Source organism: Paenarthrobacter sp. A20 (genome assembly GCF_024168825.1).
Taxonomy (GTDB): Bacteria; Actinomycetota; Actinomycetes; order Actinomycetales; family Micrococcaceae; genus Arthrobacter.
In genome coordinates this window covers 791,920-809,112 of the sequence record NZ_JALJWH010000001.1, presented here as the reverse complement: position 1 = coordinate 809,112, position 17,193 = coordinate 791,920, and the positions used below count along the sequence as shown (strand labels likewise).

The 17,193-nt window shown below is 62.9% G+C and carries 16 protein-coding genes; 8 read left to right on the top strand and 8 right to left on the bottom strand.

Annotated elements, in window-relative coordinates; genetic code table 11:
* Positions 1-64: 64 nt before the first annotated feature.
* The 3 genes from J3D46_RS03865 to J3D46_RS03855 form a co-directional block, all read right to left on the bottom strand.
* A complete protein-coding gene (locus J3D46_RS03865; RefSeq protein ID WP_253465154.1) occupies positions 65-2,800 on the bottom strand; it encodes a SpaA isopeptide-forming pilin-related protein in 2,736 nt (911 codons plus the stop codon).
* 171 nt (positions 2,801-2,971) lie between these two features.
* On the bottom strand, positions 2,972-3,433 hold the full coding sequence (locus tag J3D46_RS03860; RefSeq protein WP_253465151.1) for a hypothetical protein: 462 nt from the start codon (positions 3,431-3,433) through the stop codon (positions 2,972-2,974).
* Between the two features lie 20 nt (positions 3,434-3,453).
* Positions 3,454-4,002 (bottom strand): CGNR zinc finger domain-containing protein, encoded by a 549-nt coding sequence (locus J3D46_RS03855; RefSeq protein ID WP_253465148.1) that lies wholly within the window; start codon positions 4,000-4,002, stop codon positions 3,454-3,456.
* A 71-nt stretch (positions 4,003-4,073) separates the two neighbouring features.
* On the opposite strand from J3D46_RS03855, the gene J3D46_RS03850 reads away from it, so the two are divergent.
* Positions 4,074-5,093, top strand: coding sequence for a DMT family transporter (locus J3D46_RS03850; RefSeq protein ID WP_231342549.1), 1,020 nt, complete (start codon positions 4,074-4,076; stop codon positions 5,091-5,093).
* Positions 5,094-5,153: 60 nt separating this feature from the next.
* Here the strand turns inward: J3D46_RS03850 and J3D46_RS03845 are convergent, their stop codons facing one another.
* A complete protein-coding gene (locus J3D46_RS03845) occupies positions 5,154-5,417 on the bottom strand; it encodes a WXG100 family type VII secretion target (protein ID WP_011776688.1) in 264 nt (87 codons plus the stop codon).
* A gap of 158 nt (positions 5,418-5,575) precedes the next feature.
* Between J3D46_RS03845 and J3D46_RS03840 the strand changes: the two genes are divergently transcribed.
* Positions 5,576-5,848: a DUF2277 domain-containing protein gene (locus J3D46_RS03840; protein WP_231342225.1), complete on the top strand. Its 273-nt coding sequence runs from the start codon at positions 5,576-5,578 to the stop codon at positions 5,846-5,848.
* A 26-nt stretch (positions 5,849-5,874) separates the two neighbouring features.
* Here J3D46_RS03840 and J3D46_RS03835 read toward each other — a convergent pair whose 3' ends face one another.
* From J3D46_RS03835 to J3D46_RS03820, 4 genes are all read right to left on the bottom strand, one after another.
* Entirely contained in the window at positions 5,875-8,193 is a 2,319-nt protein-coding gene (locus J3D46_RS03835) for a heavy metal translocating P-type ATPase (protein WP_308292016.1), read from the bottom strand.
* A gap of 8 nt (positions 8,194-8,201) precedes the next feature.
* Positions 8,202-8,435 (bottom strand): heavy-metal-associated domain-containing protein, encoded by a 234-nt coding sequence (locus J3D46_RS03830; RefSeq protein ID WP_231342226.1) that lies wholly within the window; start codon positions 8,433-8,435, stop codon positions 8,202-8,204.
* A 49-nt stretch (positions 8,436-8,484) separates the two neighbouring features.
* Positions 8,485-8,850, bottom strand: coding sequence for a metal-sensitive transcriptional regulator (locus J3D46_RS03825; RefSeq protein ID WP_231342224.1), 366 nt, complete (start codon positions 8,848-8,850; stop codon positions 8,485-8,487).
* A gap of 68 nt (positions 8,851-8,918) precedes the next feature.
* Positions 8,919-10,829, bottom strand: coding sequence for an FG-GAP-like repeat-containing protein (locus J3D46_RS03820; protein ID WP_253465145.1), 1,911 nt, complete (start codon positions 10,827-10,829; stop codon positions 8,919-8,921).
* Between the two features lie 293 nt (positions 10,830-11,122).
* On the opposite strand from J3D46_RS03820, the gene J3D46_RS03815 reads away from it, so the two are divergent.
* From J3D46_RS03815 to J3D46_RS03790, 6 genes are read left to right on the top strand one after another with little or no spacing between them, the layout of a single operon-like run.
* Positions 11,123-12,415, top strand: a complete 1,293-nt coding sequence (locus J3D46_RS03815; RefSeq protein WP_253465142.1) for an extracellular solute-binding protein — start codon at positions 11,123-11,125, stop codon at positions 12,413-12,415.
* A 52-nt stretch (positions 12,416-12,467) separates the two neighbouring features.
* Positions 12,468-13,460 carry a carbohydrate ABC transporter permease gene (locus tag J3D46_RS03810; protein WP_231342211.1) on the top strand — a complete coding sequence of 331 codons (993 nt, stop codon included), beginning with the start codon at positions 12,468-12,470 and terminating at the stop codon, positions 13,458-13,460.
* The gene (locus J3D46_RS03805) at positions 13,457-14,368 is read left to right on the top strand and encodes a carbohydrate ABC transporter permease (RefSeq protein ID WP_231342208.1); all 912 of its coding nucleotides are present in this window, start codon (positions 13,457-13,459) and stop codon (positions 14,366-14,368) included. The genes J3D46_RS03810 and J3D46_RS03805 overlap by 4 nt, the downstream gene beginning before the upstream one ends.
* The gene (locus J3D46_RS03800; protein ID WP_231342207.1) at positions 14,365-15,975 is read left to right on the top strand and encodes a beta-N-acetylhexosaminidase; all 1,611 of its coding nucleotides are present in this window, start codon (positions 14,365-14,367) and stop codon (positions 15,973-15,975) included. Before J3D46_RS03805 ends, J3D46_RS03800 begins: the two co-directional genes overlap by 4 nt.
* Positions 15,976-16,791 (top strand): IclR family transcriptional regulator, encoded by an 816-nt coding sequence (locus tag J3D46_RS25065; RefSeq protein ID WP_231342206.1) that lies wholly within the window; start codon positions 15,976-15,978, stop codon positions 16,789-16,791.
* A complete protein-coding gene (locus tag J3D46_RS03790; protein ID WP_231342205.1) occupies positions 16,788-17,192 on the top strand; it encodes a rhodanese-like domain-containing protein in 405 nt (134 codons plus the stop codon). Before J3D46_RS25065 ends, J3D46_RS03790 begins: the two co-directional genes overlap by 4 nt.
* Position 17,193 lies beyond the last annotated feature (1 nt).

Sequence of the window (17,193 nt, the reverse complement as noted above, 5' to 3'; positions counted from 1 at the left end):
TGCTCGGGAACGAACACTTTGGAGATACGGTCCTGCCGGGGTCGGCGGGACCGGGGCTAATGGGTTAGGCAGGCAGGTGGCTTCGTGTGCTGCGCATGGTGCTACGGGCCAGGATCAGCGCGGTCAGAAGCAGTGCTGCTCCGCCCGCGGTGAACGGCCACCAGCCGACGCCGCCGGATTCCGGAAGTTTCAGTGCCGGGACGTCGCGAACCGTTACCAGGAAGATTCCGTTGGCATCGTCGTCGCTGGCGGTGACGACGCCTGCGCCGCTTCCTTGGCCGAGTGTCACAGCGCCATTGGGTGCGATGGTGAACTGCACGGCCTCAGCCAGCAGGTTGAAGCCTTCCGGAGCAGTGGTTTCTTCGAGCCAGTAAACGCCCGGATCGATGCCTTCGAGCTGGAACTGGCCGGTTTGCGACGTGATGGGGGAGACCGTGTAGCTGCTGATAACAGCCCCCGGTGCGCCGCTGGCATCGTTGTGGATGGCCCAGGTGGAGCCAGCCATGGGAACCCACGTGGAGTCGGACGATTCGCCAACCTTTTCGATGAGGATCTTGGCTGGTGTCAGGTGCGTGGTTGCGCACTCTGGCGCCAGTGGGGTGGTGTTGGCTGCGCAGCGCAGGGGTGCGACGCTGCCTTCGCCGGTGACGACGTTGACCAGCTGGGCACTCCAGGCACCCTCATTGACGGTGACCTCGTAGCTGAGCGTGGCCGTCTGGCCGGTGCTGAGGCTAAAGGCAGGGGTTGTCAGCGTGGTTGACGGTGCCACAGGCCCGGCCACCGGGATGGGGGTAGCGGTACCGATTGTCAGGACGGCGGAGCCGGGGACGAACGCTGCCTGATCCAAGACGTCGGACAGGTCATCAGTCAGGACGATGCCGTCGATCTGGCCGCGGTTGCTGGAGGCCGTCACGGTGTAGGTGATGGTGTCGCCCGGCTTGACGGTCTGGCCGTTGGAGGCAACCCCATCCACTGTGGCGGTCTTGGTGATGGTCCACCCTGGAACATCGGGTGTGGTGACAGTTGCGGAACAACCGATGCCGGGGGCCGGCGGGCAGGCAGGGTCCACGGTGGGAACCATGGTGGTTGATCCTGGAATCGGGATCGGTCCGCCGCCAGGCATGTTGGGCACGGCGGTCTCAGCTGCAGGCACGATGGTGGCTGTGTTGGAGATCGTTCCGGAGGTATTCGGAGCGACGGTTCCAGTGATGGTGTAAGTCAGCGTTCCACCGGTGTTGATCCGGACTGTGCCGGAGACGCTGCCTGAGCCGCTGGGCGCGTTGCAGGCTGTGGGGCCGGTAGGGGACAGCGTTGCTGTTCCCGGTGCCGTGACGGCACACGTCCACGTAGCGCCCTGGATGGAAGCGGGCAGGGGGTCAGTGAACGTCGCGTTGACGGCATCGCTTGGTCCGTCGTTGTGGACAACCACCGTGTAGGTGATGGATTGGCCCGGGGTGTACGAGTCCAGGTTGTCGTCCTTGGTGATGGACAGGTCCACAAGCGGGCGAACGGTCAACGGTGCCGTGCCGGGAGAGTACAAGCCGGTGATGGTGGGGAAGTTGTTGACGCAATCCGGGATTGCTGCGCCGGTATTGGCCACACATCCGGAGTTGTTGTAGACGCCGGGGGTGTTGCTGGTGACCGTCACTGTGATGGTGCAGGAAGCGCTGCCTTGAGCGAGGTTTCCGGTGACATCAACGGTCCCGGCCGATACGGTACCCGCTGTGCGAACGCAGGTTCCACCGAGGGGGCCACTGGCGGTCAGGCCGGCGGGGAGATTGTCGACAAAGTGCCACCCGTTTTTGGCCATCAGGTCAGAAGTGTTGGTGACCGTGTAGGTGAGCGTTGTGTTCTGGCCCTGGAAGATCGAAGCGGGGGAGAACGCTTTGTCCAACTGGGGCGTGACGTCCACCAGCTGGGGAAGGTCGAAACCGACGTCGTTGCCGGTGCCGGTCGCAGTCAGGTTACGGACGCGGATGCCGAGCGTGGGCGTCGTTCCGGTCAGTGGGACCTGGATGGCTGCGGACTGGAGCTTGGCCACGCTGAAGTTGGTGTTGTCAACCACGATGACTTGGCGGCTGGCGTCCGCGCAAGGGTCCAGGCTGGTGCCAACAACGTTGGCTACTCCGTTGACCAGGATGGCGAATTCCTGGCTCGCATGGTTGGAGAAGCAGTTCGCCTCACCGAAGATGCCCGAGACGGCGTAGTAATGGCCGGCGATGGTCGGGATGCTGTTCTTGGTGGTCTGGAGCTGCAGGCCGGCGGCTTGGTTTGAGCTGGGGTCGTTGGTGTATTCGCTAAGGATCTGGTTTTGCCGGGCCTGCGCGTCGGTCATGCCCTGGTATTTGCCCATGGCGAAGGCCATGTTGCCGAGATGGGTAAACGCCCCGTTTCGCAGGCATTGATCGTTGTTGGAGATGCCACCGCCGTTAGCGGGCACCGGAGTCCCTTGCCTGAGGATCCAGCCGTTGCAGGCCCCTGAACCTGGAGACCAGGCAGCGCCAGCGGTGTAGCGCTCAGTCTGCGCCGCAGCACCGCCCGTGTAGATGCCAAGAGGGACCGGGGCCGTGGCAGCGCTCTGGTTCGAGAAGTCTTCGCTGTAGATTTGGATGCCCGGTTGCGTGACGCCGGGTGAACCCGGGGCTGCGGATACGGTAGCTGGCGATCCGACTACTCCGTAGGCCGTCATTCCGACCAGGACCAGAAGCACGGAGGCCATGAGGGCGAACACCGAATGCCCTGCCCTCTCACCCAACCTGCCTCGAACATGAGCACGCATGTGCCCCAACTGCTTCCGCATGAAGTTCCTTTTCCCTGATACCCGGGCGGATCAGACCTTCCTGAGGGCTGCCGCTTTTTTCTTTCCTGAGGTGTAGGTAGGGGCATTTCAGGGATCGTGACGCAAAACGAAAGTGATCTGCATCACCAACAATTCGAGATGTCAAGAGTGGTGGAGGGTGACGCCGTCTGCTTATTTAGACCAGCGGAGCGGGAGCGAAGCGTTGACGAGCAGGAAGGTGAGGACGAAGCAGCCGCAGAGGACCAGCCCTATGTCAGGGGTGAGTTCGTCGTAGGGCACCCCTTCAATCACCCCTGTCAGGCGGACCCGCCGGGTGTAGCCGGAAATCATGAGGCCGGCCGCGGCGGCTGCGATCATGACATAGAGGCGGCCGTTTCCCATCCACCATTGGGCGGTCCGGGCATGGAGCCGCAGGGGTAAGCCCAGTAGTACACCCAGGGCGATGGCAAAGATTGGAAGATGGATCATGGCGAGCAGGACGCCTGAGGCTGTGCCAATCATGGGTGATGCCAGCATGGCCGCAATCCACGCCGCGCCCACAAAAGGATAGGTGATGGCCAGTTGTGCCATCGATGCGACGCCAAGCTTCGCTGTGGCATGGCCGACGTGTGCCGCCGGGTTGGTTTCCCCCATGGCCGCCATTATGCCCGGCCTTACTCGCCTTCTGCGGCCTTCCTTGCGCGGTATGCGGCGACGTGGGCTCGGTTGGCGCAGTTTCCGGTGTCGCAGTAGAGCTTGGATCGGTTGCGGCTGAGGTCCAGCACGACGGCGTCGCAGTCATCTGCCGCGCACACGCGCATGCGCTCCATTTCCTTGCTGCGGATGACGTCGATGATGGCCATTGCAGCTTCGGTGCCCATCCGGTCAGCCAGGGGCGCTTCCGGGGTGGTGGCGTGGAGGTGCCAGTCCCAATGGTCATGCTTCACGAGTTGGGGAAGGGCTTTGGCGTCGGCGAGCAACGTGTTGACGGACTTGGCCGCCGTGTCCTCGTCGGCGCTCCAGAGTGCTGCCAGTTCGCTGCGAAGACGCTTGATGCTGCTCAGTTCGGCAGGGGAGTTGACCCGCGAGCCCGTGAACTCTTCAGCGTCCAGGAAGGCGTCGAGGTCCTTCGCTGTGGCGAGTGATTCCTCCCCGTTGGCAGCCGTGTTGATCAAATTGACGACGCTGCGGAGTGCAACCTCGGTGTCAGGCGCAAAAAGCACTTTGACTCCTTACATGATTCGGGAGTACTGTCATGACCATAAGCCCACTTTACTCCTGACAGGAGGCTGCTGTGTCAGCTCCAACGACGAAGGCTGATGCAAAAGGTTTCCTGGCATCAGGACTCGGCATCGCACTCTTTTCTTCTGCTGTCTTTGGCACGTCCGGCTCGTTCGCCAAGTCAATGCTGGAAACCGGCTGGTCACCCGGGGCCGCAGTCGCCGTGCGCCTCACAGGTGCCGCGCTGATCCTGGTGATTCCCGCCGTCGTGGTTCTCCGCGGCCGTTGGCACCAGCTCAAGGACAACTGGCTGACCATCCTGCTGTTCGGCCTTATTGGCGTCGCAGGGTGCCAGCTCTTCTACTTCAATGCCGTTGCGCGTTTGTCCGTGGGCGTCGCGCTGTTGCTGGAGTACCTGGCTCCGGTGATGATCGTGCTGTGGCTGTGGATTGCCAGTCGACGCAGGCCGCGAGCCCTTACCTCTGCGGGCGCCCTGCTTTCATTGGGCGGCCTGGTGCTGGTTCTCGACCTGACCGGCGCCGTGAAAGTGGACTTCATCGGAGTCCTCTGGGGCATGGCCGCCGCCGTCTGCCTGGTGATCTACTTCTTCATCACCGCCAAGGAGAATGACACTCTTCCGCCGCTGGTGCTCGCATCGGGCGGACTCCTGGTGGGCGCGCTGGTGATGTGGCTGGTCGGCCTGCTGGGCTTGCTGCCCATGACGTTCAGCACCGCGGACACGACCCTCGGGCCATGGACCACTCCTTGGTGGGTGTCCGCCGTGGGGCTCATCGTCCTGGCCACCGTCCTGGCTTACGTCTCCGGAATCATGGCCGCCCGCAGCCTGGGTTCCAAGGTGGCGTCGTTCGTCTCCCTGACTGAAGTGCTCTTCGCCGTCGTCTGGGCGTGGCTGCTCTTGGGTGAACTCCCTGGGCCGATCCAGTTGTTGGGTGGCCTTCTGATTGTTGGCGGTGTGGTCCTGGTGCGCATCGACGAATTGCGCGGCGGCCGCCGGACTGCCCGGGCGTTGGATCACGTCAACGACGTCGAACCCGTCCCCACGGGCTCCGTCACCAAGGCGTCACGGAACTAGGCGGAACTTAAAAGCGAAAGGCCCCGGACGCTGTTGCGTCCGGGGCCTTTCCCAACTGTCTTAGTTGGAAGCCTGCTGCTGCTGCTCAGCGTTCTTCTGAGCGCGATCGCCGGCTTCGCGAAGGGCGTCGGCAACCTTCTTCAGGTTGGAAGCGTGCTGGCTGTCCCACTCGCCGCGGAACTTGTCAGCGTCCGGACCCTTCCAGTCGGTGCCGTCAAGTGCGCCCTTGAGCTGTGAACGCTGCTGCTCGATGTTCTCGGCACCTGCCTTCAGCTTGTTACCGAGCTGACGAAGCTGATCAACATCTGCACCCCAAATAGCCATGAGATTCTCCTTCATTTGTTCGGACCCGAGCTCTTCGGCATCCCCAGCGGCCTCCGGCTCATCCGGAAGATCCAATAGCTAAAACCTATCCCGGGAATCGCAAACCCGTCGATGGGCACCCCTCCCCATGCAGCACTGCCCATGGTTAGCATGGGTTTATGTGCCGCAATATCAGGACCCTGCATAACTTCGAACCGCATGCCACGAACGCCGAAGTGGAGGCCGCAGCACTGCAATACGTGCGCAAAATCAGCGGTTCCACCAAGCCTTCCAAAGCCAACGAGGAAGCCTTTGCCGAGGCAGTCCACGAGATCGCCCACATTACGCAGCATCTCCTGGACTCCCTGGTGAGCCACGCTCCGGCGAAGAACCGTGACGAGGAAGCGGCCAAGGCAAAGGCCCGGTCGGCCGTCCGTTTCGGGACGGCCTAGCCCGGGCCCCTGTTCGCTTTCCGGGCCTACTTTCCGAAGGACCGAAGCCTCAACGAGTTCGCGACTACCAGCACCGAGCTCGCTGCCATTGCTGCGCCGGCGACCATCGGGTTCAGGAATCCGAGTGCTGCCACCGGGATACCGATCGCGTTGTAGAAGAACGCCCAGAACAGGTTGGTCTTGATGGTGGACAGGGTCTTGCGGGACAGCTCGATCGCCTGCACCAGCTGACCAAGGTCGCTGCCCATCACCGTCAGGTCGGATGCCTCGATGGCAACATCCGTGCCCGAACCCATCGCGATACCAAGATCCGACTGCGCCAAGGCCGCGGCGTCGTTGACGCCATCACCGGCCATGGCCACCGTGGCGCCGGACGCCTGCAGCTTCCGGACGGCTTCAACTTTGCCTTCCGGGAGTACTCCGGCGAACACGTCTTCCGGTGGGATCCCGACGGCGGCAGCCACCTGGGCGGCCACGGCAGCGTTGTCGCCGGTCAAGAGGATGGGGCGGATGCCCAGGTCCTTCAGCTTCTGAATTGCGGCTGCCGAGCCGGGCTTGATGGTGTCGCTGAGGCTCACAATGCCGGCAGGCTGGCCGTCGACTGCAACCCAGATCGCTGTGGCGCCGCCGTTTTCCTCTGCCGCCAAGGCATCCCGGTGGTCGGACCCGAGGGAAATTCCGTTCTCTTCGAGCCAGCCGGAACGGCCAACCACCACACTTCTAGGGGAGCCGTCCATCGTCACTGTTCCGAGCACGCCGCCGCCCGGGGCGGAACTGAAACCTTCAACGTGAGGCAGGCTGCCGGCGTCGTGCATTGCGTCCTTCGCGGCAGCGGCAATCGCGTGGGCGATCGGGTGCTCCGAGGCGGACTCAACCGCACCCGCCAATGTCAGGACGGTGGCGGAAGAATGGCCGTTCAGTGCCACAGTGTGGTCCACGGCGAGCTTGCCGCTGGTCACGGTGCCTGTCTTGTCCAGCAGGATGGTGTCCACATGGCGGGTGTCCTCAAGAACCTGGGGGCCCTTGATCAGAATGCCCAGCTGGGCTCCCCGGCCCGTTCCGGTCAGCAGCCCGACAGGAGTGGCCAGGCCCAAAGCGCAGGGGCACGCGATCACCAGGACAGCGACTGCTGCCGTGAAGGCTGCGTTGAGGTCGCCCGAGAAGAACAGCCACAGAACGAAGGTGACCACAGCGATAACCAGCACGATCGGTACGAAGACAGAACTGATCCTGTCCGCGAGCCGGGCGATCGGGGCCTTGCCGGTCTGGGCTTGACTGACCAAGCGACCCATCTGGGCGAGGGTCGTGTCGGACCCGACGCGTGTTGCACGCACCAGCAGGCGTCCGGACGTGTTGATCGTAGCGCCTGTTACCAAGCTGCCCGGTCCGACCTCGACCGGCACTGACTCGCCCGTAACCAGCGAGGCATCGACGGCGGATGCACCGTCGGTGACCACGCCATCGGTTGCGATTTTCTCGCCCGGGCGAACCACGATGAGGTCGTCCACCAGGAGCTGATCCGCGGGGATCTTCTGCTCCGCGCCGTCCAACAAAATCGTTGCGTCCTTGGCTCCCAGGTTCAGCAGCGCCTTGAGCGCATTGCCTGCCTTGGCCTTTGCATTCGCCTCGAGGTAGCGCCCAAGGAGCAGGAAGGTGGTGACCACCGCCGCGACCTCGAAGTACAGGCCCCCTCCGGACATGCTTTCCATGCCGGGGTGTTCGGTCATGCGGGGATCCGCGAACAACTGCCAGGCCGAGTAGAGGTAGGCGGCGATGACGCCGATGGAGACGAGTGTGTCCATAGTGGAGGCGAAGTGCCTCGCGTTGATGGCCGCGGCCCTGTGGAACGGCCAAGCTGCCCAGCTCACCACGGGAAGGGCCAAGGCGCCGACGACCCATCCCCAGTTGGCAAACTGGAGCGCGGGAATCATCGAGATCGCGAACACCGGCACGGTCAACAGCGCTGCGGTCATCAGCCGGGGCCTGAGCGTCGAGGCGGAGGGGCCATGATCCATGTGATTAACGTGGGCAGAGTGCCCTGCTTCGGGAGCCTCGTTGCCGTGGTGCGCGTGCTCAGTGTGTTCCCGGGCGTGCGGCGCCGGGGCGTGGCGGACTGTCGCTTTGTAGCCCGTCGCGTTGACGGTGTCCACGATTTGCTGGTCCGTCACTGTGGCAGGGACGGTCACGTGGGCTGATTCAAGGGGCAGGTTCACGCTTGCCTCTACGCCGTCGAGCTTGCCCAGTTTACGTTCCACTCGATTGACGCACGAGGCGCAGGTCATGCCCTCGATGTCGAGTTCGATAACCCGGTGTGCGGGCTGGTTGAAAGTGTCCTGGCTACTCACGGGGACTCCTACGCCTGGTTGGCTACCACCAGGTAGCCGGCTTCTGCCACGGCTTCGCCAATTTCCGAGGGCGAGAGCTCTTTGGTTGATGTGATGGTCACGGTGGACAGGCCGCCGGGGTTGAGGTCCACAGCGACGTCCTGGACGCCGCTGAGCGCTTCGAGTTCTTCGCTGACGCTGGAGACGCAGTGGCCGCAGGTCATGCCGGAAACGTTGACATTGGTCTGGATGGTCTGGCTCATGGCGTGCTCCCTGGTGGTGGGTTGGATGGTGTGGTGGTTGGTGGCGGGATTACCGCAGCAGGCGCCCGATGGCATCGGTGGCCTCCTTGACTTTGGCATCGATCTGCTGGGCGCGGGCTTCCGGATCGGGCTCGGATGCTGCACCCACGACGCAGTGGCCGATGTGCTCCTCAACAAGCCCAAGGCTGACCGCATGCAAGGCCTTGGTGGCAGCGGCGACCTGGGTCAGGATGTCGATGCAGTATTTGTCCTCGTCCACCATGCGCGCAATGCCGCGGACTTGGCCCTCAATGCGTTTCAACCGCTTCAGGTACGCGTCCTTATTGCTGGTGTACCCATGCTGTGGGGCATCATCCAGGTCCACTTCGATGACGGGGACGTCCGCGCTCGGGTGATTCAGGTCTACCTTGCTCATGAACCCAACATATACCCCAAGGGGGTATGAATACAAGTACCCCCTAGGGGTATCTTCAGGCGATGGCGTCAGAGGATGGCGGACATGGCGTTCCAGCCTGTTCCGATCCGGACTGTGGGCAGCCAGCCGCTTCCACTCGCACCCGGGTAGAGGAAAAGGGCGCCGGTGCTGTCGCGGGCAACTATGTCCGGCCGCCCGTCACCATTGAAGTCCCCCGGGGCGAGGATGGCCGTCATGCTGTTCCATCCCTCGCCGACTTGCTGGCGGTCCCACCGCCAGCCTCCGGAGCCGTTCCCGCCATAAAACCAGAGGACTCCGGAGCCGTCACGGGCGAGGACATCGGGAGTGCCGTCACTGTTGAAATCGCCCGAACCGACTATTGCCGTCAGCGAATTCCAGCCGGCCCCGAGGTTGGTTCGTGGCAGCCAGTCCCCGCGCCCGTTGCCGGGGTACAGCCAAAGGGTCCCTGAGGTATCACGGGCGAGGATGTCGGCTGTTCCGTCGCCATTGAAATCGCCGGGAGTGACGATTGCGGAGATGATGCCCCAGCCTGAACCCACGTGTACCCGTGGCAGCCAATTCCCCGCACCGTTCCCCGGATACATCCACAAATGCCCCGCACCATCCCGGGCAAGAATGTCCGGTTTCTTGTCACCGTTGAAGTCGCCCGGGCTGACGACGGCGGTCATGGAGTTCCAGGCGGATCCCACCTGAGCGCGGGGGAGCCAGCCGCCAGTGCCGTTTCCGGGGTACAGCCACAACACGCCTGACCCGTCGCGGGCGAGGAGGTCAGTCTTCCTGTCGCCGCTGAAGTCATTCTTCAGAGGCGTCGGGCTGTTGCCGTCGATGACGTTCAGTGAGCCGGGTGGTTCCGTGATGTAGATCTTGTTCGTCGACTCGTTGATGGCCACATCCGCCGCGCCCCCGGTGTTCAAGGTGGTCGCGGCGAAACTGGCAGCATCGATGACGGTGGTGCCGCCGTTTTCCGTGGAAACATACAGCTTGTTGGTGGTTCGGTTGACGGCGATTTCGGAAGGAAGCAGGCCCGTCCTGATATCGACGCGTCCCCCACTTCCGCCGTTGAAGATGGACACTATTCCCGTTGCGGGTCCGAGTCCGCCCCCGAGCGAACGGCCCAGATAGACCTTGTTTCGCGTTTCGTCGACGGTGAGTTCGGTGGGGCTGGTGTCGTAGCTGGAGAACAGCCCTCCAACATCGTGGGTAGCCCCGTCAATGACATTGAGCTCCATGTAGTTTCTTACCTTGAGGGCTACATAGACCTGGTTGGTGGCCGCATTGATGGCCAGGTGGACAGGCGCGGCAACGTCGTGGCCGGCATCGAGGCGGCTGACGGCGTTCGTGGGTCCGTCGATGACCATCACCCCGCCGCTCAACGCGTAAATCTTGTTGGTTGCCTGATTGATGGAGAGGTCACTCGACGGACTCGTAGTGATTTGTGTGGTTTGGTTGTTCGTTCCGTTGATCACGTACAGCCCGGAGCGAGTACCAACGTAGATTTTGTTCGTCTTTTGATTGACTACGATGGCTTCGGTTTGCGCCCCGGCCGGGACCATGGTCACGGCAAGCGTGGCGCCATCAACCACAGCCACACTTCCGCCCGGACTGGTTACCCTGTTGCCAACGTAGATCTTGTTCGTGGCTTCGTTGACTGCCACGGCGTCCGCTGTTCCGCCTGTATTTACCTTGGTGATGGCATGCGTTGTGCCGTTCACGATGGTCAGCCCGTCCTCCGTGGCCACGTACACAGTGTTCGTGAGGGCGTTAACTGCCACGTCATGACCATTTGGCCCCACCCCAAGGGTGTCCGTGATGACATCCGCCTCGGCAGGAACAGCCGGGATCCCGGCAAGCAGGAGCGCCGCTACTCCGGCGGCTGCAACCATGGTGCCCCGCCGGGACCACACCCGGCCGATAGAGCTGAACGCATGCAGCCCTGAATCACTGACAACAGTTCCCACTGAAATCCCCCCAAGAATGCCAGGACGCTCCCCCGCGCCATAGGCCGCACTCTACCGCCGGGCCTCGAAAAGGGCGAGAGTTTGCCGCGGTCATCATCCGCAAACATGCCCGTCCGCACGCAGGAGAATGCGTCTTGGTATAGACCAAAATGCCCAAAAACTGGATTCTTGTTTTGCAATGCAAACCTTTTGGCAAATGTGCTTCCGCCCACACCTGCCCGTTCATAGTGTTTGGTTTCATAGCCGCGGAGGGGGAAATCCCGCGGAACCCAACTTTTCTCCATGGAGGACACTTGAAACTCGCACGCTCCGCCGCGGCAATAGCCATCGCAGCGCTCGCATTGACCGCCTGCGCTCCGCCCACCTCGAACAACGCAGCCTCCAGTTCGGACGAGCAGACCGGCACGGTCCGCGTCTGGCTCTTCTCCGAGGTCAACCAGGATCCCAAGTCCGCAGTGGTCAAGGAAGCCGTTACTGAATTCGAAGCGGCACACAGTGGTGCCAAGATCGACGTTCAGTACATTCCGGTAGACAGCCGTGCCGAACGATTCAAGGCCGCGTTCAACGATCCTTCCAGCGCACCGGATGTGGCTGAGTTCGGCAACACCGACCTGGCCAGCTACGTGGCATCCGGTGGCCTGGCCGACGTCACCGAGGACATCAAGTCCTGGGACGAAGCAAAGGACCTGGACGGGAAGATCCTGGATACCACCGAAATCGACGGCAAGAACTACGGAGTTCCGTGGTTCGTCGGCGTTCGTGCCCTCTACTACCGCACGGACCTCCTGCAGCAGCTGGGCCTTGAGGTTCCCAAGACACTGGACGAAGTAGAAACCGTCGCCCGCGCCGTCCGGGCCGCAAACCCGGACCTGCTGGGTATCTCCGTTGGTGGCGCTGCGCAGTTCTCCGCCATGCCGTACCTGTGGGCCAACGGCGGCGAGATCGCCACGAAGGAAGGTGACACGTTCGTTTCCGGTTTGGACTCCACCGAGTCACGCGAAGGCGTCGCGGCGTACACGCGGCTGCTCAAGGACGATATTTGCCCCGCCCAGACCTGCGCGGAGTTCGGCGGAAATGCCAGCGTCCAGCAGTTCATCGCCGGCAAGTCGGCCATGACCATCGGCGGTGACTTCAACTACAAGGCCGTTGCCGCCAGCGCCATCAAGGACAAGTTCGCCGTCGTTCCGGTTCCCGGCAAGACCGCTGGTTCCATCGCTCCCGCCTTCGCCGGCGGCAACAACCTTGGCGTCTTCAACAGCAGCGAACGTCGCACCCTGGCTGCTGACTTCGTGAAGCTCCTGGCCAGCAAGAAGTACCAGCAGAAGATGTTCGACTCCATGGGCAACCTCCCCACGTTCAGCGATGTCCAGAAGTCTGTGGCAGAGAACAACAAACAGGTTGAACCGTTCATCAACACCCTCGGTGCCGGAACCAAGTTTGTCCCGGTCACGGAAAACTGGTCCACCATTGACGCCCAGGGTGTCTTCACGGGCATGTACCAGAAGGTGGTTACGGGCAAGGCCGACGTCGACGCCGCTACCACCGAGGCCGCAACGGCCATGAACACGGCATTCGGGTCCAAGTAATGCGCTGCACCCCCTCACCAAGCTGCACCCCCTCACCAACTGAAGGCGCATCATGACAGCGCTCACCCCGGTTCTGCCCGAGGCGCCCCAAGGCGGCACACCAGTTAAGGGGCCGACGACGGCGGCGCGCAAGTCCCGGCGCTTCTCCAACGGGAAGCGCGGACTGGAGCCCTGGCTCTACCTTGCCCCGGCTTTCATCGTCCTGATCGCCCTGCTCGGCTACCCGATCTTCCAGCTGATCAACGTCTCGCTGTACGACTACCGCCAGGCGCAGGTCAGCGGCAAGGCGCCCCTGAACTTCGTCGGTTTGGAGAACTACCAGAAGCTGTTCGCCGATCCGCAGTTCTGGACTGTCCTTGGCAACACGGTGGTCTTCGCCACCGCCTGCGTGGTGTTCACCTTGCTGGTGGGCAGCTCGCTGGCGGTGCTGGCAACCAGGCTGCGCCCGTGGGTCCGCTCGATGCTGTTCGTGGTCTCGCTCGGCGCGTGGGCCACCCCGGCAGTCACGGGCAGTGCGGTGTGGCTGTTCCTGTTCGAGCCCACCTTGGGCTTGGTCAACAAGACACTGGTGGCCATCGGGCTGACGCAGTTCGAGGGATACTCCTGGACCTACGACAAGTGGTCGGCATTCGGGCTCGTCGCCAGTGAAGTGGTGTGGTGCTCGTTCCCGTTCGTCCTGGTCACGGTGTACGCAGGCATCCAGGCGATACCCACCGAGGTCATTGAAGCCGCGAGGATTGATGGCGCCTCCATGCCCCGGATTGCCCGCAGCATCATGCTTCCAATGCTCCGGCCCATCGTGATCGTGGTGACCATCCAGTCGATCATTTGGAACTTCAAGATCTTCTCGCAGATCTACATCATGACCAACGGCGGTGGCATTGCCGGCCAGAACCTGGTGCTCAACGTCTATGGCTACCAGCAGGCCTTCGCAGCGAGCCTTTATGGCCTCGGTTCCGCGCTGGGCGTGATCATGACGGCGCTGCTCATGGTCATCACGCTGGTCTACCTCCGGATCCTCAAGAGAACAGGCGAAGCCCTATGACCGCCGTCGACGTTTCATCAGTCCCGCGCCGAACCGCCAAGGCTGAGGCCCCGCAGAAGCTGCGCAAGCAGGGCAAGCGCCGTTTTGGCGCCGATGCCGCGGCAATTGTCATCGCGCTGATCGTTGCCTTCCCGCTGTTCTGGATGGTGCTGTCCGCGCTGAAACCGAAAACAGCGCTCGACGCCGGTGACGCCGCGCCGTACACGCTTGAACCGTCGCTGGACTCGTTCGGGCGCGTCCTGGGTGTGAACAACTTCGGCCAGTACTTCCTGAACAGCGTGATCGTGGCGTTGGTGGTTGTGGTGCTGTCCACCATCCTCGCGTTCCTCGCGGCCGTCGCGTTGACCCGATACAACTTCAAAATGCGTACCAAGCTGCTGATCATCATCCTGGTCTCGCAGATGGTTCCAGTTGAAGCCCTGACCATTCCGCTGTTCTTCCTCCTCCGGAACGCCGGCGAGGCCATCCCGTTGGTGGGCCTGAACCAACTGGGATCGCTGGTCCTGGTGCATGTTGGTTTCAGCATTCCGTTCGCCATCTGGATGCTTCGTGGATTTGTGGCGGCGGTTCCTCTGGAAGTTGAGGAGGCCGCCCGTTTGGACGGTGCCAGCAGCTTCCGGTTTGTCCGCTCCATCCTGTTCCCCCTGGTGGCGCCGGGCGTGGTGGCATGTTCGGTGTTCTCGTTCATTTCCACGTGGAACGACTTCCTGTTCGCTAAGACCTTCATCATTTCCGCCCAGGAGAACCAGACGCTGCCCATGGCATTGCTGACATTCTTCAAGCCCGACCAAAACGATTGGGGCGCCATCATGGCCGGCTCGGTCATCATGACCATTCCCGTGCTGATCTTCTTCGTATCAGTCCAGCGCAAGCTTGTATCCGGACTGGCTGGGGCGGTGAAGGGATGAGCGCGCTTCACCAGCTGGTCCCGGCGCCGTGGGCCTTCTCCGCGGGGACCGGCGAATTGGAGCTCGACGCCGGCGCAACCTTGGGTGCGGATCCTGCGTTCGCCGGTACCCGCCGCTGGTTGGCCCGGGCTTTGGGGGCAGCCACCGGTTGGGACCTGGCTCCCGCGCCGACCGGCGGGGCGGACATCCGCCTCCTGCTTGACCCAGCGCTCGACGCCGAGGCGTACCGCTTGGAGGTGAGTGACGCCGTCGTGATTTCTGCTGGCGGTGCCGCGGGTGCGTTCTACGGTGCGCAGACGCTTCTGCAGTTGATGGGGGCGGCTGCGCTGCGGCAGGCTCCAGTTGGGTCTGTTGAGGGGTGGCCGGTTCCGCGGGTTTCTGTGGAGGACAAGCCGAGATTCGGCTACCGCGGAACCATGCTGGACGTCGCGCGGCACTTCATGCCCAAGGACAACGTGCTGCGGTTCATTGAGGTGATGGCGATGCACAAGCTGAACGTGCTGCACCTTCACCTCACGGACGATCAGGGCTGGCGGATCCAGATCAACCGCTATCCCAAGCTGACTGAAACGGGCGCTTGGCGACGTGAATCGTCGCTTGGCTCCTGGCGTGCAGGCGTTTTCGACGGCCGCCCGCACGGTGGTTTCTACACGCAGGAAGACCTTCGCGAGATTGTGGGCTTCGCCGCTGAACGGCACATCACCGTCATCCCCGAGGTCGACGTTCCAGGCCACAGCCAGGCGGCCATCGCGGCCTACCCGGAGCTTGGCGCGGGTGACGGGCCTGTGGAGGTGTGGACACGCTGGGGCATCAACGAGACCGTTCTGGAAATTTCCGAAACCTCGCTTGAGTTCTACCGCAATGTGCTGGACGAGGTGGTGGAGATCTTCCCCTCCCCGTGGATAAGCCTCGGCGGCGACGAAGTGCCCCTGACGCAGTGGCAGGCCAGCGCCAAGGCCCAGGCGAAGGCCGCAGAACTGGGCTTGGATGACGTTTCCGGTCTGCACAGCTGGTTCGTGGGGCAGTTGGCGTTGCATGTGAAGGGCCACGGCCGCGCCACGTCCGTCTGGGATGAAATCGGCGACGGCGGCCTTCCGGACGGTGCGCTCGTCGCGTCCTGGCGTGGATACGAGGGCGGCATTGACGCCCTCCGCAACGGCTACGACGTGGTGATGTGCCCCGAGCACAAGCTTTACCTCGACCATCGCCAAGCGGATGGCGACGACGAACCCGTGCCGGTTGGATTCGTGACCACGCTTCAGGCCGTCTACGAGTTCGAGCCGCTGCCTGGTCTTGAAGGCACGGACTTCCCGGGCCGCCTGCTCGGTGCCCAGGCCAACATCTGGACCGAGCACCTGGACTCACCGCGCCGCGTGCAGTTCGCAGCGTTCCCGCGACTCAGTGCGATCGCCGAAGTGTTCTGGTCCAACCCGGAAGGCCGGGACTACGATGAATTCCTAACCCGACTCACAGGCTCCCACGTGGCACGGCTTGATGCCATGGGCGTGGAATACCGGCCGTTGTCCGGTCCGATGCCGTGGCAGCAGCGCCCTGGTGTTGAGGGTTGGAAGCGCGATTACGACGCCGAGCAGCTTGTAAGGAACTGAGTGACTATTGAAGGCAAGGATGCCCGGAACTCCTCGGCATCACTCCGCAAAGCGTTGGCTCTGCTCTCCGTCGTGTCAGAGGAGCCCGGCAACGGTGATGGGCTGGCGCTCGTGGAGCTCGCCCGCCTCTCCGGCTTGAACAAGAGCACGTTGTTGCGCCTGGCCGCACCACTGCTGGAGGAGAACCTGCTGGAACGGGATCACGAGACGGGCAAGTTCCGCCTGGGCCATGGCTGTTTGCGCCTGGGCCAGTCTTATCTTGACCGTGTGGATCTGCGCAGTGTCGCCAACGGTGAGCTTCGGAGCCTCATGCGTGCCACGGAAAGCACCTGCCACTTGGTGGTGCTTTCCGGGCACGACGTGGTTTACCTGGACAAGGTGGAGGACGAGGCCACGGTGCGCATGGCGTCGCGGGTAGGCGCAACCATGCCGGCCTACTGCACTGCTGTTGGCAAGGCCATGCTCGCCTTCAGTCCCGAGGAAGTGGTGGGGCCGATCCTCGCCTCCGAGCTCCACCCGCTCACAGAGAAGACCATCACGGATCCGGCGCTGTTGCGGGCTGATTTCGAAGCCATCCGGCGGCGGGGCTATTCCATTGATGATCGGGAGAACGAGCCGGAGGTGCGCTGTGTCGCCGCGCCGATCTTTGGCCACGACGATCACGTAGTGGCAGCCCTGTCCGTATCTTCGTTGTCGTCGCGTATGACCGCTAAGCGTGTCCGCGAGGTCGGGCCGATGGCTGCGGAGACAAGCCTCCGGATTTCCGCCAAGCTCGGTTCGCGCCGGGCATCCGCGAAGCTGGCGAAGCTCGCATGAGTATTACTGCATCTGAATACTTCCGCGCCAAGCTACGGTGCGAAATCGACGTCATGGAAGTGGCTGAGTCCGAGCCCGGTTCATTGGTTGTGGTGGACACCCGCCGTCGGTCTTCGTGGGACCACGGACATATTCCCGGATCGGTACATATTCCAACGGCCCGGATTGCTGTGCTGGCCGCTGATCTCGTCCCGGCTGATTCACAGGTGGTGGTGTATTCCTGGGGCCCGGGGTGCAACGGCAGCACGTTTGCCGCGCTGGCCTTCGCTGAACTCGGGTACGCCGTCAAGGAAATGATCGGCGGCATCGAATATTGGATCCGGAACGGACTGCCTGTGGAAACAGCAGCGGGTGTCGTCCAAAGTACGCCGGATGCGCTGGTGACAGCACACACGGCCTGAG

Bases quoted from the DNA above. Each gene is read 5' to 3' on its own strand.
- J3D46_RS03865 (WP_253465154.1), bottom strand. From the start codon at position 2,800: ATGCGGAAGCAGTTGGGGCACATGCGTGCTCATGTTCGAGGCAGGTTG.
- J3D46_RS03860 (WP_253465151.1), bottom strand. From the start codon at position 3,433: ATGGGGGAAACCAACCCGGCGGCACACGTCGGCCATGCCACAGCGAAG.
- J3D46_RS03845 (WP_011776688.1), bottom strand. From the start codon at position 5,417: ATGGCTATTTGGGGTGCAGATGTTGATCAGCTTCGTCAGCTCGGTAAC.
- J3D46_RS03840 (WP_231342225.1), top strand. From the start codon at position 5,576: ATGTGCCGCAATATCAGGACCCTGCATAACTTCGAACCGCATGCCACG.
- J3D46_RS03830 (WP_231342226.1), bottom strand. From the start codon at position 8,435: ATGAGCCAGACCATCCAGACCAATGTCAACGTTTCCGGCATGACCTGC.
- J3D46_RS03825 (WP_231342224.1), bottom strand. From the start codon at position 8,850: ATGAGCAAGGTAGACCTGAATCACCCGAGCGCGGACGTCCCCGTCATC.
- J3D46_RS03810 (WP_231342211.1), top strand. From the start codon at position 12,468: ATGACAGCGCTCACCCCGGTTCTGCCCGAGGCGCCCCAAGGCGGCACA.
- J3D46_RS03805 (WP_231342208.1), top strand. From the start codon at position 13,457: ATGACCGCCGTCGACGTTTCATCAGTCCCGCGCCGAACCGCCAAGGCT.
- J3D46_RS03800 (WP_231342207.1), top strand. From the start codon at position 14,365: ATGAGCGCGCTTCACCAGCTGGTCCCGGCGCCGTGGGCCTTCTCCGCG.
- J3D46_RS03790 (WP_231342205.1), top strand. From the start codon at position 16,788: ATGAGTATTACTGCATCTGAATACTTCCGCGCCAAGCTACGGTGCGAA.